The organism is Caulobacter sp. UC70_42, assembly GCF_044056025.1.
Taxonomy (GTDB): domain Bacteria; phylum Pseudomonadota; class Alphaproteobacteria; order Caulobacterales; family Caulobacteraceae; genus Caulobacter.
The window spans coordinates 1,795,023-1,821,196 of record NZ_CP171994.1; the positions used below are offsets into that span (position 1 = coordinate 1,795,023).

The 26,174-nt window shown below is 66.6% G+C and carries 19 protein-coding genes and 2 pseudogenes; 11 read left to right on the forward strand and 10 right to left on the reverse strand.

Annotated features, from left to right (window positions below; genetic code table 11):
• The first annotated feature begins 50 nt into the window (after positions 1-50).
• The 4 genes from ACHMW8_RS09175 (at position 51) to ACHMW8_RS09190 (ending at position 5,112) form a co-directional block, all read left to right on the forward strand.
• On the forward strand, positions 51-2,552 hold the full coding sequence (locus tag ACHMW8_RS09175; RefSeq protein ID WP_395445340.1) for a TonB-dependent receptor: 2,502 nt from the start codon (positions 51-53) through the stop codon (positions 2,550-2,552).
• Positions 2,553-2,708: 156 nt separating this feature from the next.
• A complete protein-coding gene (locus ACHMW8_RS09180; RefSeq protein ID WP_395445341.1) occupies positions 2,709-3,710 on the forward strand; it encodes an agmatine deiminase family protein in 1,002 nt (333 codons plus the stop codon).
• Complete coding sequence (aguB, locus tag ACHMW8_RS09185; protein WP_395445342.1) at positions 3,710-4,588, forward strand: N-carbamoylputrescine amidase; 879 nt, start codon at positions 3,710-3,712, stop codon at positions 4,586-4,588. Before ACHMW8_RS09180 ends, aguB begins: the two co-directional genes overlap by 1 nt.
• Positions 4,585-5,112, forward strand: coding sequence for a GNAT family N-acetyltransferase (locus ACHMW8_RS09190; protein WP_395445343.1), 528 nt, complete (start codon positions 4,585-4,587; stop codon positions 5,110-5,112). Before aguB ends, ACHMW8_RS09190 begins: the two co-directional genes overlap by 4 nt.
• Here ACHMW8_RS09190 and ACHMW8_RS09195 read toward each other — a convergent pair.
• On the reverse strand, positions 5,109-5,942 hold the full coding sequence (locus ACHMW8_RS09195) for a phosphatase PAP2 family protein (protein ID WP_395445344.1): 834 nt from the start codon (positions 5,940-5,942) through the stop codon (positions 5,109-5,111). The two genes, ACHMW8_RS09190 and ACHMW8_RS09195, sit on opposite strands and share 4 nt — an antisense overlap.
• Positions 5,943-6,087: 145 nt before the next feature.
• On the opposite strand from ACHMW8_RS09195, the gene ACHMW8_RS09200 reads away from it, so the two are divergent.
• A complete protein-coding gene (locus ACHMW8_RS09200) occupies positions 6,088-8,136 on the forward strand; it encodes a TonB-dependent receptor (RefSeq protein ID WP_395445345.1) in 2,049 nt (682 codons plus the stop codon).
• A gap of 329 nt (positions 8,137-8,465) precedes the next feature.
• On the forward strand, positions 8,466-9,275 hold the full coding sequence (locus ACHMW8_RS09205) for a SapC family protein (RefSeq protein ID WP_395445346.1): 810 nt from the start codon (positions 8,466-8,468) through the stop codon (positions 9,273-9,275).
• A 69-nt stretch (positions 9,276-9,344) separates the two neighbouring features.
• Here ACHMW8_RS09205 and ACHMW8_RS09210 read toward each other — a convergent pair whose 3' ends face one another.
• Positions 9,345-9,737 (reverse strand): acyl dehydratase, encoded by a 393-nt coding sequence (locus ACHMW8_RS09210; RefSeq protein WP_125157060.1) that lies wholly within the window; start codon positions 9,735-9,737, stop codon positions 9,345-9,347.
• Between the two features lie 111 nt (positions 9,738-9,848).
• Between ACHMW8_RS09210 and ACHMW8_RS09215 the strand changes: the two genes are divergently transcribed.
• On the forward strand, positions 9,849-12,002 hold the full coding sequence (locus tag ACHMW8_RS09215; RefSeq protein WP_395445347.1) for a protein-disulfide reductase DsbD family protein: 2,154 nt from the start codon (positions 9,849-9,851) through the stop codon (positions 12,000-12,002).
• Between the two features lie 6 nt (positions 12,003-12,008).
• On the opposite strand, the gene ACHMW8_RS09220 is transcribed toward ACHMW8_RS09215, so the two are convergent.
• Together ACHMW8_RS09220 and ACHMW8_RS09225 are read right to left on the reverse strand one after the other, a co-directional pair.
• Positions 12,009-12,740, reverse strand: coding sequence for a DUF1353 domain-containing protein (locus ACHMW8_RS09220; protein WP_395445348.1), 732 nt, complete (start codon positions 12,738-12,740; stop codon positions 12,009-12,011).
• A gap of 101 nt (positions 12,741-12,841) precedes the next feature.
• Positions 12,842-13,336 carry a hypothetical protein gene (locus ACHMW8_RS09225; RefSeq protein WP_395445349.1) on the reverse strand — a complete coding sequence of 165 codons (495 nt, stop codon included), beginning with the start codon at positions 13,334-13,336 and terminating at the stop codon, positions 12,842-12,844.
• Positions 13,337-13,444: 108 nt separating this feature from the next.
• Here ACHMW8_RS09225 and pgi point away from each other — a divergent pair, with 108 nt between their 5' ends.
• Complete coding sequence (gene pgi, locus ACHMW8_RS09230) at positions 13,445-15,064, forward strand: glucose-6-phosphate isomerase (RefSeq protein ID WP_395445350.1); 1,620 nt, start codon at positions 13,445-13,447, stop codon at positions 15,062-15,064.
• 6 nt (positions 15,065-15,070) lie between these two features.
• On the opposite strand, the pseudogene ACHMW8_RS09235 reads toward pgi, so the two are convergent.
• The 5 genes and pseudogenes from ACHMW8_RS09235 to ACHMW8_RS09255 all read right to left on the reverse strand — a co-directional run bounded on the left by ACHMW8_RS09235 (position 15,071) and on the right by ACHMW8_RS09255 (position 21,146).
• Positions 15,071-17,184, reverse strand: a pseudogene (locus tag ACHMW8_RS09235) (TonB-dependent receptor plug domain-containing protein).
• Between the two features lie 201 nt (positions 17,185-17,385).
• Positions 17,386-17,670, reverse strand: a complete 285-nt coding sequence (locus ACHMW8_RS09240) for a hypothetical protein (protein ID WP_395445351.1) — start codon at positions 17,668-17,670, stop codon at positions 17,386-17,388.
• A gap of 1,358 nt (positions 17,671-19,028) precedes the next feature.
• A complete protein-coding gene (locus tag ACHMW8_RS09245; RefSeq protein ID WP_395445352.1) occupies positions 19,029-19,568 on the reverse strand; it encodes a hypothetical protein in 540 nt (179 codons plus the stop codon).
• Between the two features lie 2 nt (positions 19,569-19,570).
• Positions 19,571-20,581 carry an AAA family ATPase gene (locus tag ACHMW8_RS09250; protein WP_395445353.1) on the reverse strand — a complete coding sequence of 337 codons (1,011 nt, stop codon included), beginning with the start codon at positions 20,579-20,581 and terminating at the stop codon, positions 19,571-19,573.
• Positions 20,556-21,146, reverse strand: coding sequence for an AAA family ATPase (locus ACHMW8_RS09255; RefSeq protein ID WP_395445354.1), 591 nt, complete (start codon positions 21,144-21,146; stop codon positions 20,556-20,558). Before ACHMW8_RS09255 ends, ACHMW8_RS09250 begins: the two co-directional genes overlap by 26 nt.
• 130 nt (positions 21,147-21,276) lie before the next feature.
• Between ACHMW8_RS09255 and hisS the strand changes: the two are divergent.
• The 3 genes and pseudogenes from hisS to hisG all read left to right on the forward strand — a co-directional run bounded on the left by hisS (position 21,277) and on the right by hisG (position 24,887).
• Positions 21,277-22,762, forward strand: a pseudogene (gene hisS, locus ACHMW8_RS09260) (histidine--tRNA ligase).
• A 2-nt stretch (positions 22,763-22,764) separates the two neighbouring features.
• Complete coding sequence (locus tag ACHMW8_RS09265) at positions 22,765-23,910, forward strand: ATP phosphoribosyltransferase regulatory subunit (RefSeq protein WP_395445355.1); 1,146 nt, start codon at positions 22,765-22,767, stop codon at positions 23,908-23,910.
• Positions 23,907-24,887: an ATP phosphoribosyltransferase gene (hisG, locus tag ACHMW8_RS09270; RefSeq protein WP_125157051.1), complete on the forward strand. Its 981-nt coding sequence runs from the start codon at positions 23,907-23,909 to the stop codon at positions 24,885-24,887. Before ACHMW8_RS09265 ends, hisG begins: the two co-directional genes overlap by 4 nt.
• Positions 24,888-25,298: 411 nt before the next feature.
• Here the strand turns inward: hisG and ACHMW8_RS09275 are convergent, their stop codons facing one another.
• The gene (locus ACHMW8_RS09275) at positions 25,299-26,117 is read right to left on the reverse strand and encodes an AraC family transcriptional regulator (RefSeq protein WP_395445356.1); all 819 of its coding nucleotides are present in this window, start codon (positions 26,115-26,117) and stop codon (positions 25,299-25,301) included.
• Positions 26,118-26,174 lie beyond the last annotated feature (57 nt).

Consider the following 26,174-nt stretch of genomic DNA (forward strand, 5'->3'; position numbering starts at 1 on the left):
CATCCATGCCGTCCGCGGCAGGCGTGTCGAATAATGAGGGGATCTTCAAGATGAATATGAGAAATTTCGCCCTGGCGACGACCGCCCTGGTCGGTTGCCTGGTGGCCGCCAATGGCGCCTATGCTCAGTCCACGGCCTCGACGGAACTGGACGCGGTCGTCGTGACCGCGGCGACTGGTCCGAAGACCGTCGGCGGCATGCTGAACGCCGAAACCGTTGCTAAGAGCCGTGCGACGGTGTCGCAAGAGTTCCTGGCCACCCAGGTTCCGGGCCAGACGGTGATCCAGTCGCTGAGCATTCTCGTTCCCGGCCTGAACTTCACCAACAACGACGCCTACGGCAGCAGCGGCGGCAACATTCGTCTGCACGGCTTCGACGGCAACCGCGTCGCCCTCACGTTCGACGGCATGCCGCTGAACGACACCGGCAACTACGCGACCTACACCAACCAGCTGCCCGACTCGGAAATCATCGCCAGCGCCACGGTCAACACCGGCTCGACCGACGTCGACAGCCCGACCGCGGCCAGCACCGGCGGCACGATCGGCATCTCGACCCTGACGCCGAGCAAGGAAGCCAGCGTCTGGGCGCAGGCCAGCGTCGGCACCGACAACTATCGCCGCTTCGCCGCCTTTGCCGAGACCGGCGAGTTCGGTCCGTGGGGCACCCGCATGTGGGTCGAGGGCTCGTACCAGAAGTACGACAAGTTCAAGGGCGAAGGCGAGATCTACAAGCGTCAGGTCAACGCCAAAGTCTATCAGCCGATCGGCGACAACGGCGACTTCGTCAGCCTGGCGGCTCACTACAACGTCAACCGCAACAACGCCTACTACGGCCCGAACCTGCGGACGGCGACCGCCTCGCGCCCTAACGAAGTCGACACCGCCGGCTGGGACGTTGACTTCGCCAAGGTCTACATCGCGCCGACCTCGACCCCGGCCACCGGAACAGCCACGGGCGACGTTGATGTCGACAACGGCGCGACCAACTCCAGCTACTACGGCCTGCGGATCAACCCCTCGAACACCGGCAACCTGCGCGGCCAGTCGCGCTTCACGCTGGGTCACGGTCTGACCTTCACCTTCGACCCGTCATTCCAGTACACCCTGGCCAACGGCGGCACCCAGAATGGCACGCTGTCGGAAACCAGCCCGCAGCTGCGCGGCGCGGCCACGACGGGCGGCGTCGACCTGAACAAGGACGGCGATCTGAACGACACCGTTCGGGTCATGACGCCCAGCAACACCAACACCCGCCGTTACGGCGTGCTGACGTCGCTGATCTGGAAGCTGAACGACAACAACGCGTTCCGCGTCGGCTACACGCTGGACTATGGTCGCCACCGCCAGACCGGCGAGTACAGCACCATCGACTTCGGTGGTTCGGACGGCCCGCGCTACACCTCGTGGTTCGGCGGCAAGGACGGCCACGGCGAGAAGATCATGACCGTGGACGGCAAGAGCTTCATGCGCGCGCGTGACCGCTTCTCGATCGCCACGCTCAACCAGTTCAGCGCCGAATATCGCGGCAAGTTCATGGACGACAATCTGAACGTCAGCGTCGGCGTCCGCGCGCCGTTCTTCAAGCGCGAACTGAACCAGTTCTGCTTCTCGCAGAACGGCTCGAGCTCGGTGCGCTGCACCACCGAAACCCCGAATGCCACGCTGGCCAACGGCAACGTGACGTTCGCGGCGACCGGCACGACCGAATATATCGCGCCCTACTCCAAGACCCTGAAGTATGACGACGTTCTGCCGAACGTCGGCGCGATGTATCGTCTGGGCGATCGCAGCCAAGTTTACGGCAGCTACGCCGAGTCGACTTCGCTGCCGCGCACTGACAACCTGTACACCGTCAAGCGCCTCACCGACGGCTCGGTCGGTAACTCGACCGTGCAGCCGGAGACCAGCAAGACGTTCGAAGGCGGCTATCGCTTCCAGACCGCTGAATGGCTGGTCAACCTGAGCGCTTGGTCGACCAACTTCCAGAACCGCATCGTCAGCTCGTATGATCAGGACCTGGGCATCAGCATCGACCGCAATGTTGGTAAGGTGAAGCAGTGGGGCGTCGACGCCTCGGCTGGCTTCAACCCGGCCGAATATCTGGTGGCGTACTTCTCGGTCTCGTACAACGACAGCGAAGTGCAGGATAACATCGCGACCAGCGCCACGACCTTCGCCGCGACGAAGGGCAAGTCCCTGGCCGAAACCCCGCACTGGACGTTCTCGAACCGTCTGGAGTTTGAACCGACGGAAGGCCTGACCTTCGGCGTTCAGACCAAGTACGTCAGCTCGCGCTGGGTGACCGACGTCAACGACCTGAAGGTTGGCGGCTATGTCCTGACCGACCTCGACGCGAAGTACTCTCTGAAAGGCCTCGGCTTCGAGCACTCGTTCATTCAAGCGAACGTCAGCAACCTGTTCGACAAGAAGTACTACGGCAACCTGGGTACGCAGACGAGCGCGACCCCGGGCGCCCCGGGTTACGGCAGCCCTTACGCCAACGTCGGCGCGCCGCGGTCCTTCACGCTCACCCTGCGCGCCGGCTTCTAAGCCGACCAGCAGGCAAGACCATGGAGAAGGGCGGCCCGATCGGGCCGCCCTTTTCTTTGTCACGTAGGTTTGCTAACTAGGCGGCGCTTGACCTCGGGCTTCCGAGGGGCCATCTGCGCCCCCTTTCGTTTTTCCCCGTCTCCATTGGGCCTTCGAATGACCGTCACCGTCCCCGCCGAATGGGCTCCGCACCGCGCCATGTGGGTGGGTTTTCCCAGCCACGCCGAGCTGTGGCAGGAAGACCTGGAGCAGGCTCAGCAGGAAGTGGCCGACCTGGCCCGCGCCCTGGCCGGCCCGGGCGGCGAGCGCGTGCGCCTGATGGTCGTCGGCGACGAGGCCGAGGCCGCCGCCCGCGCCCTGCTCTCCGACACCACGGTCGAGATCGTCCGCGGTCAGTTCGGCGACATCTGGCTGCGCGACACCGGTCCGATCTTCGTCGACCGCAACGGCTCGGCTTCCGCGGCCGGCTTCCAGTTCAACGGCTGGGGCGGCAAGTACAGCCTGGAGGGCGACGACATTGTCGCCGAGCAGATCGCCGCCGCCTCGGGCGCGCCGCTGGTCCGCAACACCTTCATCCTCGAGGGCGGCGCCCTCGACCACGACGGCCTGGGCACGATCCTGACCACGCGCCAGTGTCTGCTGAACGCCAACCGCAACACCGGCTGGAACGAGGCCGCGGCGACGACCGCGCTCGCCGACGCGCTCGGCGCCAAGAAGGTGCTGTGGCTGGGCGATGGCCTGCTGAACGACCACACCGACGGCCACGTCGACAACCTGGCCCGCTTCGTCGCGCCGGGCGTCGTCGCCTGCCCGATGGCGTACGGCGCCAACGATCCGAACGCCGAGGTCTATGCCGAGACCGCCAGGCTGCTGGCCGGCATGACCGACAGCCGCGGCTCGCCGCTGCAGGTCGTCCGCATCCCGTCGCCCGGCCTGATCCTGGACGAGGATGGCGAGCCCATCCCGGCCTCGCACATGAACTTCCTGATCGCCAACGAGGCGGTCATCGTGCCGATCTACGCCGAGGAGTCGGGCGCCTTCGCCGTCGAGGTGATCAAGGGCGTGTTCCCGGAGCGTCAGGTCATCGGCCTGCCGTCCACCGCCATCCTGACCGGCGGCGGTTCGTTCCACTGCATCAGCCAGCAGGAGCCCGTCTAATGGCCCGCACGCTCAGCGTCGCCGCGATCCAGACCGCGTATGGCATGGACCTGCAGGCCAATATCAGGAAGACGGAAGCCTTCATCCGGGAAGCCGCCGCCAAGGGCGCGCAGGTCATCCTGCCGTCCGAGCTGTTCCAGGGCCCGTACTTCTGCGTCGCCCAGGAGGAGCGCTGGTTCGCCGAGGCGCATCCGTGGCGCGAGCACCCGGTGGTGAAGGCCATCGCGCCGCTGGCCGGCGAGCTGGGCGTGGTGATTCCGATCTCGATCTTCGAGCGCGAGGGGCCGCACTATTTCAACAGCCTGGTCATGGCCGACGCTGACGGTTCGCTGCTGGGCGTCTATCGCAAGAGCCATATCCCCGACGGTCCGGGCTATATGGAGAAGTACTACTTCCGGCCCGGCGACACCGGCTTCAAGGTCTGGGACACGCGCTTCGGCCGGCTTGGCGTCGGCATCTGCTGGGACCAGTGGTATCCGGAGGCCGCCCGGGCCATGGCCCTGATGGGCGCCGAGGCCCTGTTCTATCCGACCGCCATCGGCAGCGAGCCGCATGACGCGAGCCTGGACACCGCCCTGCCTTGGCGGCGGGCCATGCAGGGCCACGCGGTCTCAAACGTGATCCCGGTGGTCGGCGCCAACCGCATCGGCTTCGAGCCGTGGGACGGCTATCCGAACGGCGGCCAGACCTTCTACGGCTCGTCGTTCATCGCCGACCATCGCGGCGACCTGGTCTCGGAACTGGGGCGCGCCGACGAGGGCCTGGTCAACGCCACCTTCGACCTGGACTTCCTGAAGACCCACCGCGCCGCCTGGGGCTTCTTCCGTGATCGTCGCCCGGAGTTCTATGCCGCCCTGGCCACCGGCCGCCCGGCGTGATCGCGACCGACCGCCTGGTCCTGCGCCCGGCGGTCGACGCCGACCGCGACGCCATCGCCGCGCTCAACGCCCATCCTCGGGTGGGAGAGTGGCTGGGCGGCGTGCGCGACCGCGCCGAGAGCGACGCCTTCGTCGACCGCGTCCAGGCGCATCAGGCCGAGCACGGCTTCGGCTTTTGGGTCGTCGAACGCCAGGCGGACGCGCGCGTCGTGGGCATGACGGGCATCTGGTGGGTTCCGGAAGAGATGGCCATGGGCCGGATCGTCGAGATCGGCTGGCGGTTTCTTCCAGACGCCTGGGGCCAGGGCTACGCCACCGAGGCGGCCAAGGGGGCGCTCGCCCACGGCTTCGAGGCCTTGGGGCTGCCCGAGATCATCGCCTTCACCGCGCGCGCGAACCTGGCGTCCCAGAGCGTCATGCGTCGGATCGGCATGAGCCACGATCCGACGCGCGACTTCGATCATCCCAGCCTGGCGGAGGACCACCCCCTCCGTCCGCACGTCGTCTACGTCGCCAGACCCTAGCCCGCGCAGCCCGTCGGCGCGCCCTTGGCCTTCGACGCCGCCACTTCCGCCCGCGCCTTGGCCAGATCGTCCATGAAGCCCGGATCGTCGTGCAGGCGCGTCACCAGCGCCGAGCCCAGGTAGCGCCCGGCCTCGACATCGCTCTGGAAGTGGACGCCGCAAACGATGCGGCTGTCGCCGAACGCCTTGCCGCGCGCCAGGATCGGGCTGGCCTTTTCCGGCACGAGCTCGGCGATCACCGAGGCCCAGGCCCAGCCGATCAGGCCATGGCCCGAGGGGTAGGAGCCGTCCGTGTTGATCCAGGCCTCGCGCGGCGCGCAGATCGGCGCGGTGTTGCCGACCGGCGGGCGGGGACGCTGATAGATCGACTTGGCCGGCTGGTAGATCTTGGCCGCATCGTCGGTGAGGCGCAGCAGCATGTTGGCCAGGGTCGGAGTCGCTTCGGCGCTGAGCGTGACGCCGGCCGCGCATGAGAAGGCCTTCATGCCGTTCTTGCCCGATAGATCCGCGTCGGCGATCGCCTGGCTCCAGGCATCGGTATTGGCCAGCTTGCGGGTCTCGTCGAACTGGGCGCGCTCGGCCTTGGCGCGCGGGCTGTCAGGGGCCGGCGGCGGGCCGATGATGGTCGCCGCGTCGATCGCGCCGGCGGGCAGGTAGCCGGGGGGCGGCTTCACCCAGCCGGCCGAGGGCGCGGTGGTGGCGACTTGCGCCGACCCTGGCGTCGCCGCCGCCGCGCCGTGCGGGAAGGGATTGGGCAGGCCGTCGATGGCCGAACAACCCGCCAGGGCCAGGCCCAAGGCGGCGGCGACGATGAGCGAAAAACGGGTCATCGGGTGCATCCGTATGGTCATTCGCCCACAGAGCGGCGGGAAAGTCGCGCGTCAAGCGAAAGCGGATTGACGAATAGATATGTTATTTCATAACACTTCTTGCGGCCGCTCCCCCGGCCAAGTTTCAGTCGTTTCAGGACCGCCCATGCTCCGTCGCGTCGCCTTCTCCGCCGCGAGCCTCATCGCGCTCGCCGCCGCCGTTTCCGCCCACGCCGAGGCTCCGGCCGCCGCGACGCCGCCTTCGGAAAGCGACCAGGCGGCCAATCAGGTCGACAAGGTCGTCATCACCGCCGCGCCCTATGCGGTGTCGCTGGACACGGTGACCAGCAGCGTCAACATCGTCACCCGCGACCAGCTGGACGTCGCCCCGCCCGCCGGCCTGGGCGACATGCTGAACGGCCAGCCGGGCCTGCGCTCGACCTTCTACGGTCCCGGCGCCAGCCGCCCGGTGATCCGCGGCCTGTCGGGCCCGCGCGTGATGGTGCTGCAGAACGGCGTCGGCCAGGTCGACGCCTCGTCGCTGTCGCCCGACCACGCGGTGGCCTCCGATCCGGGCGAGGCCTCGCGGGTTGAGGTGCTGCGCGGTCCCTCGACCCTGGCCTATGGCGGCTCGGGCATCGGCGGCGTCGTGAATATCATCGACGACCGGGTGCCGTCGTCGGCCCCGGCAAACGGTTTCGAAGGCCGCCTGGCCGGCTCGGTCTCTTCGGTCGACGACGGCAAGTCGATCAACGGCTCGGCCAAGTTCGGCAAGGGCCCGCTGGTGTTCGCCATCGACGCCGATCACCGGGAGAGCAGCGACTACGACGTCCCGACCGCCCCGGTCTCGGCCCGTCTGGCCAAGGCCGAAGGCCTGACCGTCGATCCCGACAAGACGGTCAAGAACAGCGACGTCCAGGTCGACGCCTACGGCGCCGGCGTCTCCTACGTCCACGACAGCGGCTTCTTCGGGGTCTCGGTCAAGAAGATCGATACGACCTACGGCGTGCCCTACGAGCAGATCCTGGCCCCGATCGATCCGGACGCCGAAGGCCCGGTGTCCATCCACCTGCAGCAGACCCGCTATGACGTGCGCGGCGAGCAGGACGTCGATCTGGGCCCGTTCGACAAGGTCCGGCTGTCGGTCGGCCACGCCAAGTACGAGCACGCCGAGATCGGCGTCGACAGCGGCGAGGTCGGCACCCGCTTCCTGTCCGACGGCACCGAAGGCCGCGTCGAGCTGGTGCAGAAGGAGCGCGACGGCTGGCAGGGCGCGGTGGGCTTCCAGGCCCTGAAGCGCCACTTCGAGGCCATCGGCGACGAGGCCTTCGTGCCCTCGACCGACATCAAGGAATACGGCGTCTTCACCCTGCAGCGCCTGGACAAGGGCGCCTGGGGCGTCGACGCGGGCCTGCGCTTCGACAGCCGGCAACTGAAGACCAGCTTCGCCGACAAGACCTTCGACAATGTCTCGGCCTCGCTGGGCGTGTTCTACAAGCCGGCCGAGCACCAGTTCGTGGCCCTGACCGTGTCGCGCAACGGCCGCGCGCCGACCGAGGCCGAGCTGTTCGCCGACGGCCCGCACCCGGGCACCGGCGGCTATGAGGTCGGCGACGCCGACCTGAAGTCCGAGAAGGTGGTCTCGGTCGAGGCGACCTATCGCTACACCGGCGATCGCCTGCGCGCCGAAGCCCACCTGTGGGGCGCCCAGTACGACGGCTTCATCGAGGAAGCCCGCACGGGCGCCGTCGAGGACGGCCTGCCGGTGTTCCAGTACAGCCAGACCGACGCCAAGTTCCACGGCGCCGAGGCCGAGGCCTCCTACGTCGCCTGGCGTAGCGGCGAGCGGTCGCTGAAGCTGGAAGGCTCTTACGACTGGGTGCGCGGCTCGACCGATCTGGGCGTGCCGGCCCGCGTGCCGCCGTGGGCCGTCACCGGCCGCGCCATCTGGAGCACCGCGCGTCTCGAGGTTCAGGGCGAGGTCCGCCGCGTGGCCAGCCAGAACCGCGTCGCCGTCTTCGAGCTGCCGACCGACAGCTACACCCAGGTCAACGCCATGGTGACCTACAAGCCGATCGCCGACTCCGGCCTTCGCGTGTTCATCGACGGCCGCAACCTGACCAACGAGACCATCCGCGAGCACGTCTCGTTCCTGAAGGACTTCGCGCCCTCGCCGGGCCGATCGGTTCGCGCCGGTTTCGCCTGGCGCTTCTGATCCTCTAAGCGTCCCGAGCGGCGAAGCCGCTCACACGTTCGCCTGGCGCTTCCAGCCCAGCCGAAGAGCGGGCCTCTCAGCCAGCCCCCAGAGAGGTTCCGCCGTGGTCCGGAGCCTGGCGCCTTGCGCCGGGCTCCGGATAGCGTCTCGCTCCGCGAGGCGGATATCAAGCTTAACCGCTCCCGCGCCCGGTGAATAACGGTCGTCGCGTGTCGCCATGACCGCGGTCCAGATTGCCGGTTCTCCTCGGATCGGCTAGAACGCCGGACCCTTTGCGGTCGTCTTGAAGCGTTCGAGCGTCCGTTTCTTATTTTGTCGCAGAGCTCTTCATGGAAACGACCCAGTCCGCCGGCCAGATCTCCGGCAACGTCCTGTTCTACAATTCGCCGGAGCCGCTGAACCGCGAACAGCACGCCAAGCTGGCCCTGGTCCATAAGGACAAGCCGTACGCCTTCGCCGCCGCCGGCACCGCCGTGCCGCTGACCGTCTCGGAATTCGGTCCGGCCGCCCTGACCTTCCCGGTGATCTTCGCCGGCGAGGACCGCGTGCCGCTGGCCGTGATGGGCCTGAACAACGCCGAGAACCTGTTCATCGGCGCCGACGGTTCGGTCGAGCCGAACGTCTATATCCCGGCCTATATCCGCCGCTATCCGTTCGTCCTGGCCAATGACGACACGCAGGACCGCCTGATCGTCTGCATCGATCGCGGTTCGGAGCTGCTGAGCGAGCAAGGCCAGACCCCCTTGTTCGACGCCAAGGGCGAGCCGACCGAATACACCCAGCAATGCATCAAGTTCTGCGATGACTTCGAGCTGGAGCGTCGCCGCACCGACTCGTTCATCGCCCTGCTGAAGGAGCTGGACCTGTTCGAGCTGAAGAAGGCCACCTTCCAGCCGCAGGACGAAACCGGCGCCGCCGCCGGCGAACCGGTCACCGTCGCCGAATACTACGGCGTCTCGGAAGAGAAGCTGAACAAGCTGTCGGCTGAAAAGCTGAAGGAGCTGCAGGAAAACGGCGCGCTGGCCCAGATCTACGCGCATCTGGTGTCGCTGCTCGGCTGGGACCGTCTGGTCAACAAGACCATGATGCGTCAGGTCGAAGCCGAGACCGCCGCCGCGGCCGCCGCGAACCTGAACTAAGGTTCGGCGAACGCTGAAGACAAGAGGGCGGCGGGGCTTCGGCTCCGCCGCCCTTTTTCTTGGCTGAAACTACCGCGCGAAGATGCTGCGGGTCAGGCAGGAAAAGACGAGGCGGCCGGCCTCGTCGAGCAGGTCGTGCTGGGCGATGACGATGCCCTTGCCCTCGCCGACGGGGTCCTTGCCCATCACGGTCATGCGACCGCGCAGCAGCTCGCCGACCGGCGGGTTACGCATCCAGCGCAGGGCGTCGACGCCCAGGCGCTTGGTCTGCGGCCAGGCGGCGCTGGCTTCGGTGTCGAGTCGTGTCCAGATCGCGAAGACCATGCCGTCCGGCGCGCCGTTCTCGACCGGCCAGCCGGGGGTGAAGGCGGCGATGAAGGCGTCCAGCGCCTTGCCGTCCACGGCCCGCGAGCCCAGGTTCACGACCTGGCCGATCTCGATGTCGTCGAACGCGGCGGGCATGGGTCTCTCCGGGTGATTCCGTATTCGACTGTCGGCTGCGTCTTCGCCATTGTCGAGCCGGCTAGGCCGGGCCATGTGTTCGTCCGCAGACTTTTCCTCCCGGACCCGCGCATGTTCCTCAAGAGAGCCGTCCTCGCCCTGCAAGCCTTGCTGGCCGCGAGTCTTCTGGCCGGCGTCGCCCTGGCCGGGCCGGTGGTCAATTCCGGGCATATCCAGTCCGAACTGGTTTCCCAGGAGACGGGCGTCGCGCCGGGCGGCACGGTCTATGTGGCCCTGCGTCAGAAGATCATTCCCGGCTGGCACACCTATTGGCGCAATCCGGGCGACGCGGGCGAGGCGACCAAGATCACCTGGACCCTTCCGGCCGGCTGGAAGGCCGGCGACATGGTCTGGCCGACTCCGAAGACCGCCAGGCTGGGTCCGTTGCTGGACTACGCCTATGAGGGCGAGGTCTTTATACCCGTGCCGATCACCGCGGCGGCGAACGCCCAGGTCGGGACGACGATCAGCCTGACCGCCGACGTCTTCTATCTGGTCTGCGAGCAGGTCTGCGTCCCGGAGGAGGCCAAGCTCTCCCTGTTGTTGCCGGTGGTGGCGGCGCCCGCCGCAGATCCCAAGTGGGGTCCGGTCGTCGGCGAGGTGCTGGCCAAGGCCCCCAAGCCGGCGGGCCTGAAGGCGGTGTTCAAGCTGGATGGTCAGACCCTGAAACTGGCTGTCACCGGCGGCCCGCTGAAGGGCGCCGACATGGCCGGGGCCTATTTCTTTCCCTATTCGCCCAAGGTCATCGAGCACGCCGCAGACCAGGTCGTCGATCGCGGTCCGGAGGGCCTGACCCTGTCGCTGAAGCCGGGCTACGACTTCGTTGGCGGCGGGACCGCGCCGACCGAGATGGCCGGGGTCATCGCGACCCAGGCCGGGGCCTGGGAGATCACCGCGACGCCGGGCGAGCCGCCGGCGACCGCCGCGGGGATGGGGCCGCCCCCCGCCGAGAAGGCCGCCGCCGACGGCAAGGCCTCGGGCGGACTGGCGGGCGCGCTGCTGTTCGCCTTTGTCGGCGGGCTGATCCTGAACCTGATGCCGTGTGTCTTCCCGGTGCTGTCGATGAAGGCGGCCAGCCTGGCCGGCCATGCCCACGACGCCGGCAAGGCCCGCCTGCAGGGGCTGGTGTTCCTGCTGGGCGTCGTCTCGACCTTCCTGGCCCTGGCCGGCCTGCTGCTGGTGGTGCGGGCCGGCGGCGCGGCGGTGGGCTGGGGCTTCCAGCTGCAGTCGCCGTTGGTCATCGCGGGCTTGAGCCTGCTGATGCTGCTGGTCGCCCTGAACATGTCGGGCGTCTTCGAGATCGGGACCTCGGTGCAGAACGTCGGCTCGAGCGCCTCGGCCCAGGGCGGGGCCACCGGTGCGTTCTTCACCGGCGCCCTGGCCGTCGTCGTGGCCGCGCCCTGCACCGCGCCGTTCATGGCCGGCGCCCTGGGCTACGCCCTGACCCAGCCGCCGGTCGTGGCGCTGGCGGTGTTCCTGGCCCTGGCCCTAGGCTTCGCCGCCCCGTTCGTGGCGGTGGCCTTCATCCCGAGTCTCCTGAAGCTGCTGCCGCGTCCCGGCGCCTGGATGGACGTGCTGAAGAAGGGGCTGGCGTTCCCGATGTACGGCGCGGCCCTGTGGCTGGCCTGGGTGTTCGCCCAGCAGTCGGGTCCGATCGCCCTGGGCCAACTGCTGGCCGCCGGCGTTCTGGCCGCCTTCGGAGCCTGGCTCCATGGCGTCGCCCAGAACCGCCGCGCGGCGGGCAAGGGGGGAATGGTCTCGACGATCATCGCCTTGCTCGCCGTGGCCGGCGCCATCGCCCTGGCCGCTTCCGGCGCTCTCGCCGCCCAGCCGCCGAGCGCCGCCGCCGCCGGTGAGGCCGCGCCCTCGGGGCCTGGCCTGACCGCGGAAGCCTGGTCGCCGGAGAAGGTGAAGGCGCTGCAGGCCGAGGGGCGGCCGATCCTGGTCGACTTCACCGCCGCCTGGTGCGTGACCTGTCAGGTCAACGAAAAGGTCGCCCTCTCCGGTTCGAAGGTCGCCGAGGCCTTCAAGGCCCGGAACGCCGTCTATCTGAAGGCCGACTGGACCAATCGCGACCCGGTCATCGCCAAGGCCCTGGCCGAGTTCGACCGGGTCGGCGTGCCGCTCTACGTGGTCTATCCGAAGGGCGGCGGCGCGCCGGTCATCCTGCCCCAGTTGCTGACCGAGGGTCTGGTGATCGAGGCGATCGACAAGGCGGGGGCCTGAAGCGTCCTACTTCTTCTTGTCGTTTCCGAACGGCAGCCTGTCCTTGACCTTGTCCAGCGGGGTCTTGGTGACGACCACCGGCGGCGGGATCACCGGCGCGGCGGTCTTGATCGGGTAGGCGCGCCAGCCGGTCTGGATCAGGGCGCCGAAGCCCTGGCACTTGGGCAGGTATCGGACCATGCCGGTGCGCGGCTTGGCGAACGGCGCCGGTTGCACGAGATCCTGGCGCTTGGGATCGACGAAGCGCCAGTCGGTCGGCAGGCCGTAGCCCTTCTCGCCGCCCAGCCGCACGGCCTGATAGGCGAGATTGGCCTGGAAGGGCGTGACGCCGTATTTCAGCATCGCCCGCAGGAAGATCTGGTCGGCCTCCTCGCGCTTGCCCGGCTCGCCGATCGTGTAGAGCCAGTCGTGGACGATGGCGGCGCGGGCGGTCGGGCCCTGCGGATCGACGAAGCCCTGGCCGTACCAGGGCACGCTGGCGAAGTCTGTGACGTACCAGCGCGGCACCACGATCACCTTGCCGGTCTCGACGTCGCAATAGGGGAACTCGGCGTCCAGGGTGAACAGCTTGCGGCCGTCCTTGGTCTGGTTGAACAGCATGATCGGCTGCGGCGTCAGCGAGCTGGGAAGCACCGGCGCCACGACCGGCACGAAGACGGTGGTGTTCGTCTCGCTGGCGCAGGCGGCGAGGAGCAGTCCGGAGCCGAGGACGGCGGCGAGGATCTTGGTGCGGGACATCGAGCCGGGGAGAGCAGGGAGGATCAGGGCGATCTTCTGAGCGCCCGGCGGTCAACTATCAAGCGACCGTGGCGAAGTTTCGGCCCTTGGGCCGCCAGCTCCTAGGCGGCGGGTTGGGGCGGGGCGGTGATCACTTCGACATTGTCGTTCAGCAGATAGACCATGTCGCGCAGGGCCAGGTCCTGGGCCCTGATCGTCGTGGCCGCGCCGACGGCGGCGAGCTTCTCGGGCAGATCCTGGCTGATGCCGCGCAGGATGCATTTGAGATCGTCGACCGCGCCGCGTTCCTTGAGGGTCACATGGCCCTTCATGTCCAGCGCCGAGAGGTCGGCGATCCGGGTGGAAAAGGCGTCGAAGCGCTTCAGTTTCGGGGCGTTCCCCGCTGGGTCGGCCTTGGCCAGCGCCTGGCGATAGGCTTCGGTCTCGGCCTTCAGCTGCCTGGCGCGCTTGACGATGTCGAGGAACAGCGGCTCGCCGGCCACGGACTGCGGGACGGCCGGCTGCTGCAGCACCGCCGGAGTCGGTCCAGCGGCCTGCCCCGGATTGAACGAAGCCATCCAGAGCATGGCGGAAAAGGCGACGGCGTCACAGGACATGGGGACTCCCGCAAAAAACGTCATTGGTCTGCCATGACGTGGCGGCAGGCGTTTGATAAGCCCGGTTTCGTAAACGCCGATTTACCACGTTCGAAAGAAGGACTGCTCATGGCCGATCTCGACGCCGCCTGGACCCGCCTGGAAACCGCCGCCAAGGCCGCTGGCGAACAGCGCATCGTCGACTTCTTCGCGGCCGAGCCGGACCGCCTGGATCTCCTGACCCTGGACGTCGCCGGCCTGCACCTGGATCTGTCCAAGCAGGCCTGGGACGAGGCCGGTCTGGAGGCCGCCCTCGATCTGGCCCACGCGGCCGATGTCGAAGGCGCCCGGGCTCGGATGTTCGGCGGCGAGGCGATCAATTCGTCGGAGGGGCGCGCCGTGCTGCACACCGCCTTGCGGGCGCCGGCCGACTCCGACTTCAAGGCCCTGGGCCAGCCGGTGATGGCCGAGGTTGACGCCGTCCGCCAGCGGATGAAGGCCTTCGCCGAGGCCGTCCGCTCGGGTCAGATCAAGGGCGCGACCGGCAAGCCGTTCAAGGCGATCCTGCATATCGGCATCGGCGGGTCGGACCTGGGTCCGCGGCTGCTGTGGGACGCCCTGCGGCCCGTCAAGCCGAGCATCGACCTGCGCTTCATCGCCAATGTCGACGGCGCCGAGTTCGCCCTGACCACGGCCGACATGGACCCGGAAGAGACCCTGGTCATCGTGGTCTCCAAGACCTTCACGACGCAGGAGACCCTGGCCAACGCCGGCGCCGCCCGCGCCTGGCTGGTCGGGGCCCTGGGCGAGACCGGCGCGAGCCAGCACCTGGCCGCCATCTCGACCGCGCTGGACAAGACCGCCGCCTTCGGTGTTCCCGACGAGCGGGTGTTCGGCTTCTGGGACTGGGTCGGCGGCCGCTATTCGCTGTGGTCGTCGGTCAGCCTGTCGGTGGCCGTCGCGGCCGGGTGGGACGCGTTCCAGGGCTTCCTGGACGGCGGCGCGGCCATGGACGCGCACTTCCGCGACGCGCCGCTCGACAAGAACGCGCCGGTGCTGGTGGCCCTGGCCCAGATCTTCAATCGCAATGGCCTGGATCGCCGCGCCCGCTCTGTCGTGCCCTATTCGCACCGCCTGCGCCGCCTGGCGTCGTTCCTGCAGCAGCTGGAGATGGAGTCGAACGGCAAGTCGGTCGGTCCCGATGGCCAGCCGGCCAAGCGCGGCACGGCCACGGTGGTGTTCGGCGACGAGGGGACGAACGTCCAGCACGCCTATTTCCAGTGCATGCACCAGGGGACCGACATCACGCCGATGGAGCTGATCGGCGTCGCCAAGTCCGACGAGGGTCCGGCCGGCATGCACGAGAAGCTGCTGTCGAACCTGCTCGCCCAGGCCGAGGCCTTCATGGTCGGTCGGACCACGGAGGATGTCGTCGCCGAGCTCACGGCCAAGGGCGTGCCGGAAGCCGAGATCGCCACCCTGGCCCCGCAGCGGACCTTCGCCGGCAACCGGCCCTCGACCCTGCTGCTGCTGGAGCGCCTGACGCCCCAGACCTTCGGCGCCCTGATCGCCCTCTATGAGCACAAGACCTTCGTCGAAGGCGTGATCTGGGGGATCAACAGCTTCGACCAGTGGGGCGTCGAGCTGGGCAAGGTGATGGCGAACCGCATCCTGCCCGAACTCGAGAGCGGCGCGACGGGCCAGCACGACCCGTCGACCACGGCCTTGATCCGGCGGCTGAAGAAGTAGCCGCCGCTAGAAGGTCTTCCTCACCCGCAGGCTGACGAAGGTCCGCGGGTTGATGGCGCGGTCCTCGACATAGGCCACGGCCCGCTCCGGCGCGCGGTTGGCGAACACCGTGCGGCGGATGGTGAAGTCGTCCCAGAGGTTCAGCTGGGCGCGGATCGCCAGGGTCGGGGTCGGCTTGTATTCGGTGAAGAGCTCGTAGTAGTTCGCGCCGCGCCAGACGTTGGTCTGGTCGACGTCGTAGGTGCCCTGGCCCAGCAGCGGCAGCCAGTTGATCCCCCACTGGATGCGATGCCTGGGCAGGTCCTGCTGGAAGCCGATATTGGCCTGGGTCGGGCGCACCTGGGTGATCGGACGATCCTTGCCGGTCGTCGGATCCTTCACGTGGGTCTCGTTCCAGTCGTTCTTGAACGTGAACCGGCCGCCCTTGATACCCAGCTTGTCGGTCGGCACCACGATGTTCAGCGACAGGCGGTCCAGGGTGCCGTCGCCGATATTGCCGGTGGCCGACAGGTTGTCCGGCAGCGGCAGGCGGTCGATCACGCCGATGATCTCGTCGTGGCGATAGGTGATCGAGACGACGCCCTCGCCCCAGAAGCGGCGCTCGTAGCCGATCTCGCTGATCCAGCGCTGCTCGGGCTTGAGGTCGACATTGCCGCCATAGACGGTCTCGTCCTCCAGGTCCGACGAGGCGGCGAAGTCCTCGAAGTCCAGCTGGCCCAGCTCGCGCTCGAACCGCACGCGCAGCTGGTTGTTGGCCACCGGCGTCCAGGTCGCCAGGAAGCGGGGCTTGGCGTAGAAGAAGCTCTTCTCGTTGCTGGCGTCGCCCGACTGCTTGATCGTCGACTTCTCCAGCCGCAGGCCGCCTTCCAGCGTCAGCTTGGGGTTCACCCGCCAGGTGGCCTTGGTGAAGGCCTCGCCGCGCAGCTCCTCGACCTTGACCGAGGCGCTGGGCAGGGGCACCGGGGTTCCGCCGACCGAATAGGCCTGCTTCACGTCCAGCATGTTGTAGGCGACTTCCGCCCCGGCCTCGATCGTGATGGCCTTGTTGTAGTCGTGGCGCAGCAGGCCGCGCAGGATCGACTCGGAGTCGTCGCCGTCGGCGGTGAAGCGCTGCTGCGGATTGGCCGCGCCGTTCAGGGTCTCGTCGCTGGTCGAGGCGTTGTCGAAGTTCTCGAACGAGTACATCGCCCGGGTCTCGAGGATCCAGCGGGGCGCCAGGGGACGGGTGTAGGTCAGGCCCAGCTCGCCCGAATGGCTCTCCTCGGCATAGTCGCTGCGGCGCAGGGCGACGGGCGAACTCAGCTGCTGCCACTGCTGCCAGTCGTTGACGCCGAAGCGGGCCGTGGTCTCCAGCTTGCCGCCCTTGAACGGGGTCGACAGGTTGCCGCGCACCGAGCGCCCGCCGCCATAGCCGTCGTTGAGGAATTTCTCGTCGCGGATCAGCTTGCCGGTCCCGTCGTGGCGCACGTTCGTGCCCGGGCCGTTGCTGTCGCTGCTGCCCATGCCGTCGCTGAGCGTCACGCTCCAGGTCTTGTCGCCATTGGTGGCGGTGAACTGGTAGCTGCCGCCGTAGATGTCCTGGCCGCCGTCGAACAGCATGGCGTTCCAGGTCAGGATCGACTGCCGGCTGACGCCCTTCTTCAGGATCACGTTCACGATCACCGAATAGCCCTGCATGTCGACGCCCGGGCGCCGCCGCGGATCAGCTCGATGCGCTCGACCCGGTTGGCCGGGATGCGGCCCAGCACGTTGGAGCTGGTGTCGTTCTTCGACGCCGGGCGGTCGCCGTTGATCAGGATATTGCCGACCGCGCCCTCGAAGCCGCGCGTTCCGGCGCCGTCGTTGATGATGAAGCCCGGCACCCGGTTGACCATGTCCTGGGCGGTGTTCGGACGCTGGGCGGCGAAGAACTCCGGCTGGAACACCAGCACCCCGCGCTGGCTGGCGTCGTCCAGCGGCGCCTTGTCGGTCGGGCCCGTCGGGACCGGGTTCTGGGCGGCTTCCTGTGTCGCCGTGGGGCCGGTGGGCGCGGTGGTCGCCTTGTCGGCGTCGCCGGCGTGAGCCGCGCTGGCGAGGCAAAGCATGGCCGCGGTGGCCATCAGCATGGTCTTGGTCATCAACGTTCCCCTCAGTACGGGAAGCTGTGACGGCGTAGGATCTTCATCTCAAGTTACAAGACCGAAAGGTGCATTACTTCGCGGTTATATTACAGCGCGTTCATCTTTCTATACCGGCGGCCCGTGGGGATAAATCTGGCCGCGCCCCGCGTTCCACTTAAGAAATCATTTACAGGACGGGCGCGGCTCGAGACTGAACGGCGATTACTTGGCGCGTTTGCGCGCCTCGGTCGCCAGGCGATCCAGCACCGGCGTGCGGCTGGGGGCCAGCAGCTCGGCCCGGCCCTCGGCGAAGATCCGCCGGTTCTCGGCGCAGGTCGCCCGCATGATCGCCAGCTCCGCCGGCGGGACCTTGGCGGCCAGCGCCTCGGCCTCGCGCTCGGCCTGGGCCGTGATCCGCTCCAGGTCGTCATAGAAGTCGAGCAGCGACCGGGTGCGCGAGACGACGTGACGGGGGCGCTTGCGACGCGGGGGCTTGGACTTGGGCATGGGGTTCTCCTGTCTCTTGCTGCTCCGCCCCCTCCGGTGGCGGACGACCGCGCGGCGGTCAGGTGGGGGCAAGGGGGGATCGGCTTCACGCGGCGTTGCCGCTGAAGGCGTGTGGGGAGGCGACGGAGCGGCCGGGCGAACCCGGAGACCGTGAGGTTTGTTTTTGTTTCGGCTCGCTGACCGCTCCGCCAGGCTGTTCTTGCCCGTGAGGTCGGGAGGCGTGAGCGTTGTCTGCTCGGGTCCCCGTTTACCCCCGGACGGGCGCGGACCAAGTCGATCGGCTACATCCGTCTCGACCCCGACGATCCACGATAGGCGGCTTGTACGATCACCGCCCTGTCGATCCGCTGAGGGTTTGGCCCCGGAGACCGCCCGTTCGCCAGCCGATCCGCCTAAAGAGTACGGACGGGGCGACTTTCGAGCCTCCGGGAACCGCCAGCGGCCCCGCTCAACCTACCCCCGCCGCCGTTTTGGGCCGGATCCAAACGCCCTCCCCCGCGACGGGGATGGCTTTGATTATCGCGGCGGATTCAACGCGGATCATTCAGCGGCGCGAAAAATCGACAAGTCTTTGATTTCGTGGGGTTCGGCGCCGCGAACGCCGGGGATACAGCGCCCTCAATCCCCGTAGATCCTCCCCCGCGTTGCGGGGGAGGTGGCCCAGAGGGCCGGAGGGGGGCCAGCTGGACCTATGCCACGCTAGCCCCTCAGTCGCTCTGCGACAGCTCCCCCGCATCGCGGGGGAGCATCTGGTGTGCGCGCCCTCTTCCGCCCCTCGCCGCCGCCCGACCCCCGAGGTCGGAGCCATCCTTACATCTCACGGCGAGACGATCGCAGGGCTGTAGGGGTTGCTCAAGGACGACGCTCCGCGTCGCCGCGCGCGGCCGCCGGAGGCGGTCCTTGACCAACCCCTACAGCCCTGCACGCTGCAGCCTCCAAGAGATGAAAGGCTCGCCCCGACCAAGGTCGGCTGGCGACGGGCGCGGAAAGCCGCCGGAAGTCTCCGCGCTCCTCCCCCTCTTGGGGGAGGGGGACCGGCGAACGCCGGTGGAGGGGGCCAGCGCCCCGCACCACCTCGCCACCGTCATTCCCGCCCTCGTGGCGGGAACTCCTCTGTCCGTCGCAAGGGCGGAGCCAAGGCGATCTCTCAAGTGAAAGCTGAACCAGGGATACTGGGCACAAGGCCCGGGACGACGGGGTTGGCGAGGTTCGGGAATATGCCGCCCAACGGCGTACCTGGTCACCCTCGCACCGCTGCGCGGCGGGCCTCGCCCTCTCTCTATGAGGGAGGGTTCCCGTCAGGCGCTTGGAGGGAAGTCGACTTCCTCCGCGTGTCGCGGGTGGAAGAGGTGGAGCTGCTAAACAGAGGCTAGCAGTGTGGAAATTTTAGACATCGCGGCTGACAACGACTTCTTTTCTATGATCTTCCAGTCCACAAGGCCCATAAGGCGAACTCCATCCGTCATTTTTTCATATCGTCCTGGGCCAATATGTTTCTTTATAGAGGTGTAGCCGCATGTACCTTCGAAAATAGCTTTGGGAGATATTCTTTTCTTAAAATACTTTGAGCAAGTTTCTGTATCTGAAAATATCCAACACTCTGTATCCATATCGGCTATAGCGATATGAAATTCTATTTCTGGAAATTTAGCACTTAATTCTTCGAGTAATTTATCCCTAAAATCTGTGCAGGTTTCTGGCCTGGATTCTCGGTCCATAATTATTACAACCCGAGAGGTTTGCAGCCTCTTTGGTATAACGGCAGACGATACAAATTTGGCTACTACGTTTGCTTTTGCAGTGTGGCTATTTCCAATCAACATGGCGTTGATTTTAAATGTCTTTCGGAGGGCTTCTCGCTCCATTTCTCCAGATACAAGATAAATTGTTTTCGACATATTTATAGCCGATCATTCGCGTAGAAGAATCCGAGCCCAAATCCAGTGTCAGCGATCGCCTCATCAACAGCGCTAGGATTTTCAACGGATCTAATATGAGTGGTTCCTCGCCCATAGTCACATATTCTCAGTTCTGGAACCTTTGATGCTCCCACTACGGTTTCGCTGTGAGTTGTTATTAGAAAGTATCTGCTGTTATTTTCGTCGACTAGCCCGCGTAAAACTTCGATGAATACCCGCTGCGCACGGGGGTGAAGGTAATTTTCAGGCTCTTCAATGCAGTAGCTTTGCTTAAATAGCCTCACGATTGTAAGTATCGCGAGCCATTTAGCGCTGCCGTCGCTAAGTGATATCATAGGAAGCTTTATGGATTTTGGTCCGGATCCGATTGTGGCTTTACAATCAAGTTTCCCGGTTCTTATGTCAGGCCTTATCTCTAAGTCTGAAATTTCCTCATTTAATTGCTTGAAATTTTCTATTACTTTTTCGTATTGAGATTTAGAAGTCTTGGAATCAGATTTCCTCTTACCTCTGCCATCTGTCGGCTTTACCTTATAAAGTTGACTTATGGTCCCCGATCCGTCCGCCATCATTTCGTTTTTGCTGGCTATGTCTTCAGGGGCGCGTACCTTGTCGGGCGAGATGTTGAAGGATCGCCCAAATGTGAAGGCTCTTTCAACGCCGACAAGCTCGGGAATCACTGCAGGCGTAGCCCACTTGAATAAAGAATGACCTTCGCGGGCCATTTTGAAAGCGTTTTTCATGGGGTCATTGAAATTTTTTCCAATTTCCTTGAGTAACTGCTTCACAAATTCTTCCGAGAAGAACTCTCTTCTTCCAAAGAATTTTTCAGGATCAAAATGATAGTCTGTTTTGCACTTATCTTTATCTTTAGAGCTGATCTCAAGATGGTTACGATATAATTCTACATCATCGATATTTTTGGTAACCCAAGATATAGATTCATCTGATACTTGCAGGGAAAAATCAGACTTTAATAGAGATATCTTCACCTGATACTCGAAGGATATAGAGTTCGGGGAAGATTTTGATCTCTTTGGTGTTGACTTCTTGAAGCGCCATAATTGGAGATTCAAAGGGGCATGTGCCCAAAACGCGGAATGATATAGTATTTATTCTGGAGTTTAGGTCATTAAATCCCTCATTACTGAATACTCTCGAGGCTCCACCAAGTCTTGATACCGCAGAATAAGCGCCTTCATCAATAAATGTGGAAAGAAAATCCAGAGCGGAAATGATATTTGTCTTCCCGCTTCCGTTTGGTCCGACGAGAATGTTAAGTCCGGATTCAATCCGGAACCTCGTGCCCCTTAACGACCGAAAGCCGTCAATCTCAAATTCTAGATGGCTTTTCACAAGCTTTTCCTGCGTCCGGTTCGTCGCGGTTCGTCGAGTGTAGCTATAGGTTGATATTGTCGCGCAAGGCTTATTGTCACGCTTTGCGCAGCAAATACGGCGCATGGATTGTCGCTCTGAGCCCTTCCCCTCCCCCTCACCATCCGCTACACCCCCACCGCAATGACCCGCCCGCCGCACCACCACGGCCGCCACCACCATCCGACCTCGCCTCGCGGGATCGGCCGGGTCCGCGCGCTCTAAGCCGAGCGACCCAGCCAGAGCCCCGCCTAGCGGATGGGGCTTAAGCGCAAGCGCCATCCGTCGAAGCCTTGAAGACTAAGGACCGACGATGACCGACGACTCTGTGACCACCCCGCAAGACTTCCGCCCCGAGGCCCGCGCGCCGCGCGGCTTCGCCGACAAGCGCGCCCGCGACCTGCGGGCCGAGCGGGCGATCCTGGAGGCGGTGTCGGCGGTCTATGAGCGCTACGGCTTCGAGGCCCTGGACACCGGGGCGTTCGAATATGCCGACGCCCTGGGCAAGTTCCTGCCCGACAGCGACCGGCCCAACGAGGGCGTGTTCGCGCTGCAGGACGACGACGACCAGTGGATGGCGCTGCGGTATGATCTCACCGCGCCGCTGGCCCGGTTCGCGGCCCAGCACTGGGAGACCCTGCCCAAGCCGTTCCGCCGCTACGCCTTCGGGCCGGTGTGGCGCAACGAGAAGCCGGGGCCGGGGCGCTTCCGCCAGTTCATCCAGTGCGACGCCGACACGGTGGGCTCGGCCCGTCCGGAGGCCGACGCCGAGATCATCGCCATGGCGGTCGAGGGGCTGGAGGCGGCCGGCCTGCCGCGCGGGGCGGCGGTGCTGAAGATCAACAATCGCAAGCTGCTGAACGGCCTGCTGACCTCGGCGGGGGCGGAAAGCGCCGGCCAGAAGCTGGCCGTGCTGCGCGCGGTCGACAAGCTGGACCGCCTGGGCGTCGAGGGCGTGCGCCTGCTGCTGGGCGAGGGGCGGCTGGACGAGAGCGGCGACTTCACCAAGGGCGCGGGCCTGAAGGGCAAGGCGGTCGACTCGGTGCTGGACTTCGTGTCGGCCGGGGCGGTCGGTCGTTCGGCGACCCTGGACAATATCGCCAAGGTGATCGGCGGCTCGGCCGAGGGCGACGAGGGCCTCCTGGAGCTGTCGCGGATCGACGCGGCCCTGACCAGCTTAGGCATCGCCGACGACCAGGCCTTCATCGATCCGTCGATCGTCCGGGGGCTGGAATACTATACCGGCGCGGTGTTCGAGGCCGAGCTCTTGCTGCAGACCACGGACGAGAAGGGCAACAAGGTCTCGTTCGGCTCGATCGGCGGCGGCGGGCGCTATGACGACCTGGTGGCGCGGTTCACCGGTGCCGTGACGCCGGCGACCGGCTTCTCGTTCGGCGTCACCCGCCTGGCGGCGGCGCTGCGGGCGGCCGGACACGAGCCGGGGGGCGCGGCGCGCGGGCCGGTGGTGGTGATTGCGTTCGACCAGGCGCACATGGGCGAGTACTTCTCCGTGGTCGGACAGTTGCGCGCGGCAGGCATCGCCGCCGAGGTCTATCTGGGGACCTCGGGCATGAAGCCACAGATGAAATACGCCGACCGCCGGGGCGCGCCGGCCGTGGTCATGCTGGGCGGGGACGAGATCGCCGCCGGCACCGTGACCATCAAGGACCTCGAACGCCGGCCGCCAGGCCGCCCAGGACCTGGCCGACAACGCCGCCTGGAAGGCCGAGCGTCCGGGCCAGCAGACCATTCCGCGCGGCGAGCTCGTCTCCGCTGTTCGCAAGATCATCGAGGGCTAGTGATGAGGCTCGAGCGTTCCATTCCGGCGGAGGCGCTCGACGCCATCCGCGCGCCGCTGCTGGCCGCCGGCGCGGCCCTGACCGACGCCCCGGTGCTGCAGCCCCTGGGCCTGCTGCTGGATTTGACCGGCGAGGCCATGCGCTCGCGGCTGTTCGTCGTCTCCGGCGACGGCGGCGAGGAGGCCTGCCTGCGCCCGGACTTCACCGTCGCCGTGGCCCGGCAGCATTTCGAGAACGGGGGGCAACCCGCGCGGCGCCGCTACGAGGGCAAGGCCTTCCGCGTCGCCCCGCGCGGCTCGGACCGGGCCGAGGAGTTCCTGCAGATCGGCGTCGAGGCCTTCGAGACCGGCGACCCCGTGGCCGCCGACGCCGAGATCGCTTCTCTTGCTTGGGCGAGCGCCGCCGCTGGCGGCCGGTCGGACCTGTCCCTGATCCTCGGCGACGTGTCGCTGTTCGCCGCCTTCGTCGACAGCCTGGATCTGGCGCCGCCCCTGGCCGCCCGGCTCAAGCGCGCCTTCGCCAAGCCGCGCCAGCTGAAGGCCGAGCTGGACGGCGACTCGTCGGCCCTCTCCAGCGAGCAGTCGCGCATCGCCTCCCTGCTGGCCGGCCTGCCCGAGACCGAGGCCTCGGCCGTGCTGCAGGAGCTGTGGTCCCTGGCCGGGATCGAGCCCGTCGGCGGTCGGCGTCCGGCGGAGATCGCCCACCGCCTGGTCGAGCGCGCCGAGGCCGCCAAGGCCGGTCGTCTGGACGCGGCGCAGGCCGACAAGGTGCGCGCCTTCCTGGCCGTCTCGGATCGTCCGGACGCGGCGCTGGACGCCATCGCGTCCCTGGCGGGCCCCCATGACGGGAGCTTGAAGGCCGCCATCGCCGGCTGGCGCGCGCGCCTGTCGGGCATGGCGCAACGCGGCGTCCCGCTGGAACGGGCCACCCTGGCCGCCGCCTTCGGCCGGGCCTTCGGCTATTACGATGGCTATCTGTTCGAGGTGCATTCGGCCGCGCTGGGCCCCGAGCGGCCCGTAGCCGCTGGCGGCCGCTATGACGGACTGCCCCTAAAACTAGGAATGGCCAAGCTAGGCGTCTCCACCAGCACCGGCGCGGTGGGCTGCATGGTCCGTCCGGCGCGCGCCTATGCGGGAGGCGGCGAATGAGCGCCCCCCAAGAGAAGAACGAGCCGATGATCTTCGCCATCCCTTCGAAAGGCCGCCTGAAGGACCAGGTCGAGGCCTGGCTGGCCGACTGCGGTTTCCGGCTGGAGATGACCGGCGGCGCGCGCGGCTATTCGGCCGAGCTGGCCGGCCTGCCGGGCGTCTCGGTGCGTCTGCTGTCGGCGGGCGACATCGCTGCCGGCCTCGACAGCGGCGACCTGCACCTGGGCGTCACGGGCGAGGACCTGCTGCGCGAGCGCGGCGACGACATGGACAGCCGGGTCATGCTGCTGCGGGCCCTGGGCTTCGGCCGCGCCGACCTCGTCGTGACCGCGCCCAAGAACTGGCTGGACGTCGACACCATGGCCGATGTCGACGAGGTCGGGCACCTGCATCTGGCCAAGACCGGCCGCCGCCTGCGGGTGGCGACCAAGTACGTCACCCAGACCCGCGCCTTCTTCGCCCGCCACGGCGTCGCCGACTACCGCATCGTCGAGAGCAGCGGCGCCACCGAGGGGGCGCCAGCCGCCGGCGCGGCCGAGCTGGTGGTCGACATCACCACCACCGGCGCGACCCTGGCCGCCAACGGCCTGAAGATCCTGTCGGACGGCGTGATCCTCAAGAGCCAGGCCCAGCTGACCGCCTCGCTGATCGCGGCGTGGTCGCCGTCGCAGCTGGACAGCCTGAAGCGGCTGCTGGCCGTGGTCGAGGCCAAGGGCCGGGCCGGCAAGCTGGCCGCGCTGGTCTGGCCGGCCGAGCAGGACGCGGCGGGCCAGGCGGCCGTGGCCGACTTCGTCGCCAGGGGCGGTTCGCGCCGGGCCAACGGCGCCCTGCTGGCGACCGCCGACCTGTTCGACGCCGCCGCCGCTCTGGCCGCCGCCGGGGTCGAGCCGGTCACCGTGTCGCGTCCGGACTATGTGTTCGAGTCGCGCTCGGCCGTGCTGGATCGGTTCGTTGACGTACTCAAAAGTCAGTTTTGACGAAACTGTAAAAATAGAACATCGATTCACGGCGTAAAATCGACTTTCCGGTCCAAACTACGTCGCTCGCGTCAAAAATTCGGCGAAACCTTTGCGAAAAAGGGATTTGCCGCGTTGACACCGTCATGAATTTGACGTTTCTAGACGATGCAAGGACGAAACGAGCCCAACAGAGAGCTCCCGTTCTTCGGCGTTTCGGGGAGGAAACGCCCGCCTAGATCGAATGATCGAGAAAATAGCCAGCCCGTCGCGATTATCCCCCGCGGCGGGTTTGGTGTATCTGGGCCCCGGTTATAAGTTTTGACGCAAGAGTCAAAACTTATTCGAAAGCCTGAAAGCGCTTCCAGATGCTCCGGACGCGGGAAGCGTCAATGCCCCACCCAGCAGCCCCGCCTTGCACGGATCAAGGGGTCAACCGCGCGCCGGATGCCGTTCGGCCATGTAGCGGCCCGGTGACGCGCCAAGCGCCTTTCGAAACATGGTCACGAAGCTGGGCGTGCTCTCATAGCCAAGGTCGGCGGCCACCGCCTGGATCGAAGCGCCCTCGGCCAGCCACTTCACGGCCAGCACGACGCCGAGCTGCTGGCGCCAGCGGCCAAAGCTCATGCCGGTTTCCCGGGCGATCAGGCGCATCAAGGTTCGGCCGCTCAGGCCGGCGCGCTTGGCCCAGCTGTCCAGGGTTCCGCGCGCCGCCGGCGCGGCCATCATCGCGTCGACGATCTTGCGCAGGCGAGGGTCCGTCGGCATCGGCAGGTGTAGGTCCTCGACCCTGGCCTCGGCCAGCTCGTCGAGCAGCACGGCCACCAGTCGCGAATTGGCGCCGCCTTCCTCGTACAGGTACGGCAGATGCGCCGCGCGGGTCAGCAGTTCGCGCAGCAGGGGCGTCACCGACACCGTGCAGCATGTCTTGGGCAAGGCCGCGCCGACGTCCGGATCGATGAAGGCGTTGTAGCCGACGAGGGCGCCGCTGGCCTTGATGGCGTGCAGCGCATCGCCGGGGATCCAGATGGCGCTGCGCGGCGGCACGATCCACAGGCCGCCCTCGACCTCGCAGCTGAGCGCGCCCTGCTGCACGAGGATGATCTGCCCCTTCCTGTGGCGATGATGGTCGATCTCGACCTCGCCCACATGCTCCATCGCCGCGCCAAAGGCCACGATGGGACGCGGCACGTCGTCAGGCTCGATCCAGTCGTCGTCCGCGTCCGCGTCCGCGATGTTCAGGATCGGCATGTCACGCGTCCGGTTCGGCCGATGGCGAGATTGGATAACATTCTGTCCATCCTTCGG